5 protein-coding genes are annotated in these 13,845 nt (G+C 69.6%); 4 read left to right on the plus strand and 1 reads right to left on the minus strand.

The features are described 5' to 3' along the window. Positions 1-37: 37 nt before the first annotated feature. The gene (locus L3078_RS33155; RefSeq protein ID WP_239757592.1) at positions 38-2,791 is read right to left on the minus strand and encodes a SpoIIE family protein phosphatase; all 2,754 of its coding nucleotides are present in this window, start codon (positions 2,789-2,791) and stop codon (positions 38-40) included. 360 nt (positions 2,792-3,151) lie between these two features. On the opposite strand from L3078_RS33155, the gene L3078_RS33160 reads away from it, so the two are divergent. From L3078_RS33160 to L3078_RS33175, 4 genes are all read left to right on the plus strand, one after another. Next, entirely contained in the window at positions 3,152-8,653 is a 5,502-nt protein-coding gene (locus tag L3078_RS33160; RefSeq protein WP_239757593.1) for a HAMP domain-containing protein, read from the plus strand. Between the two features lie 297 nt (positions 8,654-8,950). After that, positions 8,951-9,634, plus strand: a complete 684-nt coding sequence (locus tag L3078_RS33165) for a response regulator (protein WP_033525098.1) — start codon at positions 8,951-8,953, stop codon at positions 9,632-9,634. A gap of 219 nt (positions 9,635-9,853) precedes the next feature. Next, entirely contained in the window at positions 9,854-12,580 is a 2,727-nt protein-coding gene (locus L3078_RS33170; protein ID WP_239757594.1) for an FtsK/SpoIIIE family DNA translocase, read from the plus strand. A gap of 323 nt (positions 12,581-12,903) precedes the next feature. Beyond that, complete coding sequence (locus L3078_RS33175; RefSeq protein ID WP_239757595.1) at positions 12,904-13,770, plus strand: helix-turn-helix domain-containing protein; 867 nt, start codon at positions 12,904-12,906, stop codon at positions 13,768-13,770. The last annotated feature ends 75 nt before the right edge of the window (positions 13,771-13,845 follow it).

Consider the following 13,845-nt stretch of genomic DNA (forward strand, 5'->3'; position numbering starts at 1 on the left):
CTCAGTCCTGCGAGTTCGCTCGGTCCTGCGCGCTCGCTCAGTCGTGCTGGAGGCCCGGGACGCGCATCGCCAGAATGGCCATGTCGTCGGAGGGCGCGTCGGAGGCGAAGCGTTCGACCGCGCGCATCACACGGGCCGCGACCGCGCCGGCCGTGAGGCCCGTGCAGGTGGTGAGGACCTCGGTGAGGCCGTCGTCGCCCAGCATGCGGGTGCCCTCACGGCGTTCGGTGACGCCGTCCGTGACACAGAGGAGGACGTCCCCGGGGTCGAGGGTGACCGTCTGCTCGTACAGCTCCAGATCCTCCATGACGCCGAGCAGGGCCTGCGGTTCGGCGGCCGGCTCGACCGTGCCGTCCTGGCGCAGGCGCAGCGGGAGTGGGTGGCCGGCGCAGACGACCTTCAGGACCGCGCTGCCGTCCTCCTGGGGCCACAACTCGCCGTACAGGAGCGTGAGGAAGCGGCTGCGGGCGCCCTCGTCGATGATCGCGGAGTTGAGGCGCTCCAGGACCGCCGGGCCGGCGTAGCCCTCGCGGGCGAGCAGGCGCAGGGCGTGCCGGGCGAGACCCGTGACCGCGGCGGCCTCCGGGCCCGTGCCGCAGACGTCGCCGATGGCGAAGCCGTACGCGCCGTCACGGATCGGGAAGAGGTCGTAGAAGTCGCCGCCGACCTCGTTGCCCTCGCCGGCCGCGCGGTAGATGACCTCGACCTCGACGCCGTCGATCTGCGGGAGCTCCGGCGGGAGGAGGCTGCGCTGGAGGGACTGGCTGATGGCCACGCGCTCCGAGTAGAGGCGGGCGTTGTCCAGGGCGAGGGCGGCCCGGCGGGAGAGGTCCTCCGCGAGTTCCAGGATCTCCTGGCGGAAGTGCTCGTCGGTGGGCTTGCCGAGGGTCAGCATGCCGATGACGCGGTTGCGGGCCACGAGCGGGAGGACGACGGTCTCGCCGCCCACCGCCGAGGCCGTCGCCAGAGTGGTGCCGATGCCCGAGCTGACCGTGGCGGGCTCGCCGAGGCCCAGGCTGCGCATGGAGGTGCGCAGGGCCGCCTGGTGGGCCGCCTCGGCGGGAGCCGTCCAGACGCGGGCGCCCGGGGTGGGGATGGGCTCCGGCGGGCGGATCTTGACCAGGAGGGCCTTGAGGCCGTCGATGAGGTCCTCGTCCTCGTGCAGGACGTACGAGAGGTAGGGGTCGGAGGCCTGGTCGGCGATCGTGTAGACCGCGCACCACGTCGCGAGGGTCGGGATGGTCATCTGGGCCATGAGGGCCAGCGTCTGGTCGCGGTCGAGGGTGCCCGCGAGGAGGTCGGAGGCCTCCACCAGGAAGCTCAGCGAGCCGCGGCGAAGGCGTTCGAGTTCGCCCAGGCGGGCCGACTCGACGGCCAGGGCGATGCGGTCGGCGGCGAACTGCAGGCGCAGGGCCTCCTCGTTGGAGTACCGGCCCTGCGCCTCGGCGGCGACGCCCAGCGAGCCCGTGAGGCGCCCCTCGACCTTGAGGGGGACCGTGACGACCGAGCGCATGCCCGTGCCGTTGAGGAGGGGCACGGCGCCGGGGACGGCCGTGAGGTCGTCGTGGACGGCCGGCATGCGGGCCGAGCCGTACCGGCCGGGGCCGGCCTCCACGGGGACGCGGGCGAAGCGCTGGCGGGCCGAGGGGAGGCCCGTGGAGGCCCGTACCTCCAGCTCCGTCTCGTCGTCGGTGGCCAGCAGCAGGAAGGCGGAGTCGCCGTCGAGCATGTCGCGGGCGCGTTCCACCGTGCGCTGGAGGAGTCCGTCGAGGTCGTCCGGGGCGGGGGAGCCGATGAAGACCTCGAAGGGGTCGGTCGCCTGGCCCTCGCCGGAACCGGAGTTGTCGCCGGACGGCATGCGGAGCGGGGTCTGGAGGACGGCGCGCTCGTGGTCGCGTACGAGGAGGCAGACCGTCGAGGGGTCGCCCGCTGTGTCGCGGACCCGGAGGTGGGAGGCGTAGACCGGCGTCACACGGCCGTTGGCGGCGCGGATGCCGTAACTGCCCTCCCAGCGGGAGAGTTGGAGGGCCTCGGCGACGCCGGTGCTGGTGCCGGGGGTGTGCGGCCACGCGGCGAGGTCGGTGAGGGGCTTGCCGATGACCTGGTCGGGGGCGTAGCCGAAGAGTTCCTCGGCGTCCTCGTTCCAGGCGCCGATGGCGCCCGCCCGGTCGATCTGGACGACGGCGACGCGGACCCTGCCGTCGGCGAGCGGGAGGAGGTCGGCGGGGAGGGACGGGCCGGCCGAGCGGGTGCCCACCGGGCGGTCGGGGAGGTCGAGTTGGAACCAGACCTGCTTGTGCGTGGGCGTGTATTCGACGCCCCAGCGGGTGGCCATCGCCGCGCACAGCTGGAGGCCGCGGCCCCCCTCGCGGTCCGGGCTGCCCATGTTGATGTGGCTGCCCTGGAGGGGGATCTCACGTTCGGGGTATCTGTCGGCGACCTCGATGCGTACGCCGTCCTCGGTGCGCAGGCAGAGGACGTCGGCGGGGGTGCCGGCGTGGACGACCGCGTTGGTGACGAGTTCGCTGGTGAGGACCACCGCGTCGTCGACGATGTCGGCGAAGCCCCAGCCCTGGAGGGTGTCGCGGACGAACGAGCGGGCGGTCGCGACGGACCGTGAGACGGCAGCGAAGCTGGCGGCCGCGCGCGCGGTGATCACAGCACTCCTTGTCCGGTTCTCTACGTGCTCTGCGTGCGGGGGTGCGAGGACGGCCTCCTGCCGTGGCAGAGGCTGGTTCTCCGTCGGCCTGGGGTCCTGGGGGGTCTCCCCGGGATGCAGTCCGGTGGTCATGGTGAGGCCGCCCCTCCGATGCCTGCCCGCTCGTGCTCGTGCGCCACCGCCCAGGCCGGGTCGGAACCGGCGTGGCTGGACAGCCGCATGCAAGGTTACTTACCTTCGCCGTCCATGCGGATGCCGGTCGTCTGTGTTTCCGCCCGGAGGTGTGCGGACCGTGTGCGAAGCTGCCGAACTGTTATGGCCTGGTTCAGCCATGGTGAAACACTGGGCAGGCTTCCAGGAGTAGGTCGGGCGACTCCGAGTACGAAGTAGTACGAGTGGTACGAGCAGTGCGAGCAGTACGAGCAGTGCAAAGCGTTCGAATACGGTGAAGTACGTCTAGCAGGAACGGTCGACCCTTGCGGGAGGGACACAGTGGAGTCTGGCGCAGCGACGCGGGGCACTAAGGCGCGCGCGAAAGGCGGACAGTCCCTGAGTGACCAGCGCAAGTCGCGCAAACCGCGCAATGGAACCACGACCGTGGACACGGCCGCCCTGAACCGGCTGCTCACGGCTCTGGAAGCGATGCGCGACGGCAATTTCCGCAAGCGGCTGACGGTCTCGGGCGACGGGGTCATGGCCGAGATCGCCGCGGTCTTCAACGAGGTGGCGGACCGGAATCTGCATCTGACCGGCGAGCTGTCGCGGGTGCGGCGGGTCGTCGGGCGTGAGGGCAAGCTCACCGAGCGGCTGGAGACGGGGGCCACCGAGGGGTCCTGGGCGGCGGCGATCGACGCGTCGAACGCGCTGGTCGACGACCTCGTGCGGCCCGTCTCCGAGGTCAGCCGGGTGCTGTCGGCCGTGGCGGACGGTGATCTGTCGCCGCGCATGGAGCTGCGGACACAGGCGCCGGACGGGACCGGGCACCCGTTGCGCGGGGAGTTCCTGAAGGTCGGGCGTACGGTCAACAACCTGGTCGACCAGCTGTCCACGTTCACCGACGAGGTCACCCGGGTGGCCAGCGAGGTGGGCACCGAGGGCAAGCTGGGCGGGCAGGCCAAGGTGCGCGGCATGTCCGGTTCGTGGAAGGACCTGACGGAGTCCGTCAACACGATGGCGTATCGCCTCACCGCTCAGGTGAGGGACATCGCTCTGGTGACGACCGCGGTCGCGAAGGGTGATCTGTCCCGGAAGGTCACGGTTCACGTGGCCGGCGAGATGCTGGAGCTGAAGGAGACCGTCAACACGATGGTCGACCAGCTCTCCGCGTTCTCCTCCGAGGTGACGCGAGTCGCCCGTGAGGTGGGCACCGAGGGTCAGCTCGGGGGGCAGGCCGAGGTGCCGGGCGTGGCCGGGGTGTGGAAGGAACTCACCGATTCGGTGAACACCATGGCCGGCAACCTCACGCTTCAGATGCGCGGGATCGCTCAGGTCACCACCGCGGTCGCCAATGGTGATCTGTCGCAGAAGGTGACCGTGCCGGCGCGCGGCGAGGTCGCCAAGCTCGCCGAGACGATCAACCAGATGACCGAGACGCTGCGGATCTTCGCCGACGAGGTCACGCGTGTGGCCAACGAGGTCGGTGCCGAGGGTCGGCTGGGCGGTCAGGCCCAGGTGCCGGGTGCGGCGGGAACCTGGAAAGACCTCACCGATTCCGTGAACACCGTCTTCCGGAACCTGACCATCCAGGTGCGGGACATCGCGGCGGTGACGACGGCCGTGGCCAACGGTGACCTTTCGCAGAAGGTCACCGTGGATGTCGCGGGCGAGATGCTCGAACTGAAGAACACCGTCAACGGGATGGTCGACCAGCTCTCCTACTTCGGTGCCGAAGTGACCCGGGTGGCCAATGAGGTCGGTGCCGAGGGTCGGCTGGGTGGTCAGGCGCAGGTGCCGGGCGCGGCGGGGACGTGGAAGGACCTGACGGACTCCGTCAACACGGCGTTCCGGAATCTCACCGGACAGGTGAGGAACATCGCGGCCGTGACGACGGCCGTGGCCAACGGTGATCTCTCGCAGAAGGTCACCGTGGATGTCGCGGGCGAGATGCTCGAACTGAAGAACACCGTCAACACGATGGTCGACCAGCTGTCGAGCTTCGCCGACCAGGTGACGCGGATGGCCCGGGACGTGGGTACGGAGGGCCGGCTGGGCGGTCAGGCCCGCGTGGACGGTGTGTCCGGCACCTGGAAGGAGCTCACCGACTCCGTCAACTCGATGGCCGGCAATCTCACCTCGCAGGTGCGCAACATCGCGCAGGTGACGACGGCCGTGGCGCGCGGCGACCTGTCGCAGAAGATCGACGTGGACGCGCGCGGCGAGATCCTGGAGCTGAAGAACACCATCAACACGATGGTCGACCAGCTGTCGTCCTTCGCCGACCAGGTGACCCGGGTCGCCCGGGACGTGGGTACGGAGGGCCGTCTCGGCGGTCAGGCGCAGGTGCCCGGCGTGGCCGGTGTGTGGCGCGACCTCACCGAGTCCGTGAACGGCATGGCCGGCAACCTGACCGGCCAGGTGCGCAACATCGCCCAGGTCGCCACGGCTGTGGCCCGGGGCGACCTCTCCCAGAAGATCACCGTGGACGCGCGCGGGGAGATCCTGGAGCTGAAGAACACGCTGAACACGATGGTGGACCAGCTGTCGTCGTTCGCGGAGGAGGTCACCCGGGTCGCCCGTGAGGTGGGTACGGAGGGCCAGCTCGGCGGTCAGGCCGAGGTGCAGGGCGTCTCCGGCACCTGGAAGGACCTCACGCAGTCGGTGAACTTCATGGCGAACAACCTGACCATCCAGGTGCGCCAGATCGCCGAGGTCACGACAGCCGTCGCCAAGGGCGACCTGTCGAAGAAGATCACCGTCGACGCCAAGGGCGAGATCCTCGAACTCGTCACCACCGTCAACACGATGGTCGACCAGCTGTCGTCCTTCGCCGAGCAGGTGACCCGGGTGGCCCGTGAGGTGGGCACCGAGGGCATCCTCGGCGGCCAGGCGCACGTGCCGGGCGTCACCGGCATCTGGAAGGACCTCAGCGGCAATGTGAACCTGATGGCCAAGAACCTGACCATGCAGGTGCGGAACATCTCCCAGGTCGCCGCGGCCGTCGCCAACGGCGACCTGACCCGTACGGTCACGATCGAGGCGGCCGGTGAGGTCGCGCAGCTCGCCGACACCTTCAACAGCATGGTGAAGACGCTGAGTTCGTTCGCCGACCAGGTCACCAAGGTGGCCCGTGAGGTGGGTACGGACGGCATCCTGGGCGGCCAGGCGCATGTGCCGGGTGTGGCGGGTACGTGGAAGGACCTCACCGAGTCGGTGAACTCGATGGCGTCCAACCTCACCGGGCAGGTCCGCAACATCGCGATGGTGACGACCGCCATCGCCAAGGGCGACCTGACCAAGAAGATCGACATCGACGCGCGCGGCGAGATTCTGGAGCTGAAGACCACCATCAACACGATGGTCGACCAGCTGTCCTCCTTCGCCGAGGAGGTCACCCGCGTGGCCCGCGAGGTGGGCACCGAGGGACAGCTCGGCGGCCTCGCGCGCGTGCGGGACGTCGACGGCACCTGGCGGGACCTCACCGAGTCGGTGAACGAGATGGCCGGGAACCTGACCCGGCAGGTGCGTGCCATCGCGCGCGTGGCCACCGCGGTGACCCGGGGCGACCTGAACCTCAAGATCGACGTCGACGCGTCCGGCGAGATCAAGGAGCTGCAGGACTACATCAACAAGATGATCGCCAACCTGCGCGACACCACGATCGCCAACCAGGAGCAGGACTGGCTCAAGGGCAACCTCGCCCGGATCTCCGCCCTGATGCAGGGCCGGCGGGACCTCGACGACGTGGCCTCGCTGATCATGAGCGAGCTGACGCCGGTGGTGTCCGCGCAGCACGGCGCGTTCTTCCTCGCGCTGCCGTTCCTCGACGGCAAGGACCTGGCCCCGGACAACGACGACCAGTACGAGCTGCGCATGCTCGGCTCGTACGGCTATTCGATGGGTTCGATGCCGACGTCGTTCCGGCCCGGGGAGGCGCTGGTCGGGACGGCGGCCAAGGAGAAGCGCACCATCCTGGTGGAGAACGCGCCCAGCGGCTACCTGAAGATCTCCTCCGGGCTCGGCGAGGCGCCCCCCGCGCAGGTCATCGTGTTGCCGGTGCTCTTCGAGGGGACCGTGCTCGGGGTGATCGAGCTGGCGTCGTTCACGCCGTTCACGCAGATCCAGAAGGACTTCCTGAGCCAGATCGCGGAGATGATCGCGACGAGCGTCAACACCATCTCCGTCAACACCAAGACCGAGGTGCTGCTGAAGCAGTCGCAGGAGCTGACCGAGCAACTGCGTGAGCGGTCCGACGAGTTGGAGAACCGGCAGAAGGCCCTCCAGGCGTCCAACGCCGAACTGGAGGAGAAGGCCGAGCTGCTGGCCCGGCAGAACCGGGACATCGAGGTCAAGAACACCGAGATCGAGGAGGCGCGGCAGGTCCTGGAGGAGCGCGCCGAGCAGCTCGCGGTGTCCATGCGCTACAAGAGCGAGTTCCTCGCGAACATGTCGCACGAGCTGCGCACGCCGCTGAACTCGCTGCTGATCCTCGCCAAGCTGCTCGCCGACAACGCCGAGTCGAACCTGACGCCGAAGCAGGTCGAGTTCGCCGAGACGATTCACGGGGCGGGTTCGGACCTGCTCCAGCTCATCAACGACATCCTGGACCTGTCGAAGGTCGAGGCGGGCAAGATGGACGTCTCGCCCACCCGGATCGCCCTCGTCCAGCTCGTCGACTACGTGGAGGCCACCTTCCGGCCGCTGACCGCGGAGAAGGGGCTCGACTTCTCCGTACGGGTCTCGCCGGAGCTGCCCGCCACGCTGCACACGGACGAACAGCGCCTGTTGCAGGTCTTGCGGAACCTGCTGTCCAACGCGGTGAAGTTCACCGACTCCGGGGCCGTGGAGCTGGTCATCCGGCCGGCGGGCGCGGATGTGCCGGTGGCCATTCGGGAACAGCTGCTGGAGGCGGGCTCGCTGCGGGACGCGGACGCCGACATGATCGCCTTCTCGGTGACGGACACGGGCATCGGGATCGCGGCCAGCAAGATGCGGGTCATCTTCGAGGCGTTCAAGCAGGCGGACGGCACCACGAGCCGCAAGTACGGCGGTACGGGTCTGGGGTTGTCCATCTCGCGGGAGATCGCCCGGCTGCTGGGCGGCGAGATCCACGCGCAGAGCGAGCCGGGACGCGGTTCCACCTTCACCCTGTATCTGCCGCTGCACCCGAGCGAACTGCCGCCGCAGGGCTACGCGCACAACGCGTCCGCCGCGCTGGAGGCGGGGGAGCTGCTGGAGTCCGAGGACGAGCTGGCCGAGCGCCGGGAGACGCCGGCCGAGGTGAAGTCGTACCGCGAGACCCAGAACGGGGCCGCCGCGCTCTTCAGGCGGCGCCGCCGGTCCGTGTCGGCCGGTTCCCCGTCCGCCTCGCTCGCGCAGGGCAACGGGCACGCGCAGGAGCACTGGGCGCAGCAGGCCGCTCAGGAGGCGGCGTCGCAGGCGCGCCGGACGGCGGCCCGCTTCGACGGCGAGAAGGTCCTCATCGTCGACGACGACATCCGTAACGTCTTCGCGCTCACCAGCGTCCTGGAGCAGCACGGCCTGTCCGTGCTGTACGCCGAGAACGGCCGTGAGGGCATCGAGGTCCTGGAGCAGCACGACGATGTGACGGTCGTGCTGATGGACATCATGATGCCCGAGATGGACGGGTACGCGACGACCACGGCGATCCGCCGGATGCCCCAGTTCGCCGGGCTGCCGATCATCGCGCTGACGGCCAAGGCGATGAAGGGCGACCGGGAGAAGGCGATCGACTCGGGTGCTTCCGACTATGTGACGAAGCCGGTCGATCCGGATCATCTGCTGGCGGTCATGGAGCAGTGGATGCGAAGTGAGTGACAGGTGGTGCGGCCCGTGGTCACAACCCGTTGGGGGGCGCACGGAGTTGCTGACTGAGTGTGGCCGAGGCCGTGTAGAAACGCGGGATTCGGGGAACCTTCTGGTCCCCGCTTGCGTTTCTGCTACGAGCACAGTGACATCACGGTGACAGGGTGTGGCGACGGGCGGGGTGCGGCTACGATGACCGGCACAAGGACGGGTGGCGCGAGGGAGTCGTCCCCTGGGGTGACGCCGAGCGGTGTCACGCCGAGTCCTGCGGACAGGGGAGGCCCCAAGCCGGGGCGAGGAGGGCGGGCCATGGTGCAGAAGGCCAAGATCCTCCTGGTCGATGACCGGCCGGAGAATCTGTTGGCGCTGGAGGCCATCCTCTCCGCGCTCGATCAGACACTGGTGCGGGCATCGTCCGGGGAGGAAGCGCTCAAGGCGCTGCTGACGGACGACTTCGCGGTCATTCTGCTGGACGTCCAGATGCCGGGAATGGACGGTTTCGAAACGGCCGCGCACATCAAGCGGCGCGAACGGACCCGGGACATCCCGATCATTTTCCTCACCGCCATCAACCACGGACCGCATCACACGTTCCGTGGGTACGCGGCGGGTGCGGTCGACTACATCTCGAAGCCGTTCGACCCGTGGGTGCTGCGCGCCAAGGTCTCCGTCTTCGTCGAGCTGTACATGAAGAACTGCCAGCTCAGGGAGCAGGCGGCGCTGCTGCGACTCCAGTTGGAGGGCGGGGGCAAGGGTGCGGCGGGCGGTTCCAAGGAGCCCTCCGGTGGCATCCTCGCCGAACTCTCCGCGCGGCTCGCGGCCGTGGAGGAGCAGGCGGAGGCGCTCTCCAAACAGCTCGACGACGACTCCGCGGACGCCGCGGCGGTGGCCACAGCGGCCCATCTCGAGCGCAAACTCACCGGCCTGCGCCGGGCGCTGGACGCGCTGGAGCCGGGCACGGGCGGACCTTCACCGATGCCGTCGCAGAACTGAGCGCAGGTCGTGGGGCGGGCCCGGTCACACAAGTGGCCCGGGCCCGCACCTCGTTGCGGCCGGTGCCGGTGCCGGTGCCGGTGCTGTGTCGTTGCTGGGGCTGGTGTCTTTGATGGTCGGTCAGGTCGTGTCAGCTTCAGGGTGGCTCGCGCGCGACACGAACGGGTGAAGCAGTAGGCACACGTGTCGGCCGTGGCCTCCACCGGTAACCTCACACTCATGGCCTCACGTCAGTCCGCAGCGAAGAAGCCGCCCGCTAAGAAGGCGGCCGCTCCGACGAAGGCTCCGGCGAAGAAGGCCCCCGCTAAGAAAGCCGCCGCCAAGAAGGCACCTGCCAAGAAGGCGACGGCGAAGAAGACGGCCCCTCCGAAGCCGGCGCCCAGTCCGACCGGAGGCGTGTACCGACTCGTACGCGCCGTCTGGCTCGGTGCCGCGCACGCCGTCGGTGCCGTGTTCCGCGGCATAGGGCAGGGCGCCAGGAATCTCGACCCGGCGCACCGCAAGGACGGTGTCGCGCTGCTGCTGCTCGCGCTCTCCCTGATCGTCGCCGCCGGCACCTGGTCGAATCTGCGCGGCCCGGTCGGCGATCTCGTCGAGATGCTGGTGACCGGTGCCTTCGGCCGGCTGGACCTGCTGGTGCCGATACTGCTCGCGGTCGTCGCCGTGCGGTTCATCCGGCACCCCGAGAAGCCCGAGGCCAACGGCCGGATCGTCATCGGCCTGTCCGCGCTCGTCATCGGCGTCCTCGGCCAGGTCCACATCGCCTGCGGCTCGCCCGCCCGCAGCGTCGGCATGCAGGCGATAAGGGACGCCGGAGGGCTCATCGGCTGGGGCACGGCCACCCCGTTGACGTACACCATGGGCGAGGCCCTCGCCGTGGCGATGCTCGTGCTGCTCACGGTCTTCGGGCTGCTCGTCGTCACCGCGACGCCGGTCAACGCGATCCCGCAACGACTGCGGCTGCTCGGCCAGAAGCTCGGCATCATCGCGGACGACGAGGACGACGACGAGTTCGCCGAGGACGACGCGCGCTACGAGGAGCAGTGGCGCGACGCCCTGCCCGCGCGCCCCCGCCGGCGCGGCTCCGCGCCCGAGCCGTACGACCCGGACGGCGCCGAGCAGGAGGCCCTCACCCGGCGCCGCCCGAGGCGCTCCGCCGTACGGCAGCCCGACCCGGACCGGCCGATGGACGCCGTGGACGTCGCCGCGGCGGCCGCCGCCGCGCTCGACGGGGCGGTGCTGCACGGCATGCCGCCCTCGCCGGTGGTCGCCGACCTCACGCAGGGCGTCACCGCGGGGGACCGGGAGGAGACCACTCCCGTACCGGCCGCGCGCAGCAAGCCGCCCCAGCAGGAGCCCCCGGCCGCCAAGCCGCCCAAGGGCGCCAGGCAGGACGCCCTGGTGCCGGACCTGACCAAGAAGGCACCGGACGCGCCCCGCGAGCTGCCGGCGCGTGCCGAACAGCTCCAGCTCTCCGGCGACATCACCTACGCGCTGCCCTCGCTCGACCTGCTGGAGCGGGGCGGACCCGGAAAAACGCGTACCGCGGCCAACGACGCCATAGCTGCCTCCCTGACGAACGTGTTCGCCGAGTTCAAGGTCGACGCCGCCGTCACCGGCTTCACCCGCGGGCCGACGGTCACCCGGTACGAGGTCGAGCTGGGGCCGGCGGTCAAGGTCGAGAAAATCACCGCCCTGACCAAGAACATCGCGTACGCGGTCGCCAGCCCTGATGTCCGGATCATCTCCCCGATCCCGGGGAAGTCCGCCGTCGGCATCGAGATTCCCAACAGCGACCGCGAGATGGTCAACCTGGGAGACGTGCTCCGCCTCGCCGAGGACGACGACCCGATGATGGTCGCGTTCGGCAAGGACGTGGAGGGCGGCTACGTCATGCACAGCCTGGCGAAGATGCCGCACATGCTGGTCGCCGGCGCGACCGGCTCCGGCAAGTCGTCCTGCATCAACTGCCTGATCACCTCGGTCATGATGCGTGCGACGCCCGAGGACGTCCGCATGGTGCTCGTCGACCCCAAGCGCGTCGAGCTGACCGCGTACGAGGGCATCCCGCACCTCATCACGCCGATCATCACCAACCCCAAGCGGGCCGCCGAGGCGCTCCAGTGGGTCGTGCGCGAGATGGACCTTCGCTACGACGACCTGGCCGCGTTCGGCTACCGGCACATCGACGACTTCAACGAGGCCATCAGGAACGGCAAGGTGAAGCTGCCCGAGGGCAGCGAGCGTGAGCTGCAGCCGTACCCGTACCTGCTGGTCATCGTGGACGAGCTGGCCGACCTGATGATGGTCGCGCCGAGGGACGTCGAGGACGCCATCGTCCGCATCACCCAGCTCGCGCGGGCGGCCGGCATCCATCTGGTGCTCGCCACCCAGCGGCCGTCCGTGGACGTCGTCACCGGTCTGATCAAGGCGAACGTGCCCTCACGGCTCGCCTTCGCCACCTCCTCCCTCGCCGACTCGCGCGTCATCCTCGACCAGCCGGGCGCCGAGAAGCTGATCGGCAAGGGCGACGGGCTCTTCCTGCCGATGGGGGCGAACAAGCCGACCCGTATGCAGGGCGCGTTCGTCACCGAGGACGAGGTCGCGGCGATCGTCCAGCACTGCAAGGACCAGATGGCGCCCGTCTTCAGAGACGACGTCACCGTGGGCACCAAGCAGAAGAAGGAGATCGACGAGGAGATCGGCGACGACCTCGACCTGCTGTGCCAGGCGGCCGAACTGGTCGTCTCCACGCAGTTCGGCTCGACCTCCATGCTCCAGCGCAAGCTGCGCGTCGGCTTCGCCAAGGCCGGGCGGCTGATGGACCTCATGGAGTCCCGGGGCGTCGTCGGGCCGAGCGAGGGCTCCAAGGCGCGTGACGTTCTTGTGAAACCCGATGAGCTGGACGGCGTGCTGGCCGTGATCCGGGGGGAGACTGAGGCGTAAGGGCCGCAGCGGTATCGCGGAGGGGCGCGACAGGGGCGCACGGCAGGGAAAAACCGGTTGTCCGACGGTCGGAACACGGATGTGATTACGGCATCCGGGTATTCGAACGTGACTCACCCGTAAGGAAATGGTGAGCAACCGTTTCCCTTCGTCGTACGTCAAGTTGGACGAGGGGACAGCCCCGTGCCCCACCCTCACCACCAGCAGGATGACCGGCCATTCTGATGGCGTACAAAGTCCCACCGCCCGGTTGCCCCACCCTTTCGCACCCCCCCTAGACTGAACCTCCAGCACAGGTGGCTACACGCTCGAAAGGCGCCCCCGTGTCCATCGGCAACTCCCCTGACGGCAACTTCCCCGAAGACGAGCGTCCGTTCGAAGACGACCGTGACGAACGCTCGGCGGAACGCCCCTCGATCGGCCGTGCCCTCCAGCAGGCCCGCATCGAGGCCGGGCTGACCGTCGACGACGTCAGCAACGCCACCCGGGTCCGCATCGCCATCGTGCACGCGATCGAGCAGGACGACTTCGCCCCCTGCGGCGGCGACGTCTACGCGCGCGGTCACATCCGCACCCTCGCGCGCGCCGTGCGCATCGACCCCGCCCCGCTCCTCGAACAGTTCGCGGAGGCGCACGGCGGGCGGCCCGCGCCGACCCCGGCGGCCCCGCTGTTCGAGGCGGAGCGGGTCCGTCCCGAACGACGCGGCCCCAACTGGACCGCCGCCATGGTCGCCGCGATCGTCGCGGTGATCGGCTTCGTCGGCTTCACCGCGTTCAGCGGCGGGGACGACGACGGCGACACCACGCAGGTCGCCGAGGGTTCCACGCCGACCACCGGCAAGTCCCCCTCGCCGACGCCCAAGGCCGACAAGCCCGACGCCGACCCGAAGCCCGACCCGACCGACAGCGCCATCGCGGCCGCGCCCCGCGACAAGGTGACCGTGCAGGTCAGCGCGTCCGACGGCCGCAGCTGGATCTCCGCCAAGGACCACAACGGCCGCTTCCTGTGGGACGGCCTGCTCAAGCAGGGCCAGTCCAAGACCTTCCAGGACAGCTCCAGGATCGACCTCGTCCTCGGTGACGCCGGAGCCGTCCAGCTCTACGTCAACGGCAAGAAGATCAAGGACGACTTCCAGCCCGGCCAGGTCGAACGACTGACGTACACGAAGGGCGACCCGGAGGTCGGCTGAGCCTTCGGAGCGTCCGGGGCGGGCGTACGGACGATTCAAAGGGAGACACGGGTACGGGGTTGGCCATGATCGGCC

It is taken from the genome of Streptomyces deccanensis (genome assembly GCF_022385335.1).
In the GTDB taxonomy this organism is placed as follows: domain Bacteria; phylum Actinomycetota; class Actinomycetes; order Streptomycetales; family Streptomycetaceae; genus Streptomyces; species Streptomyces deccanensis.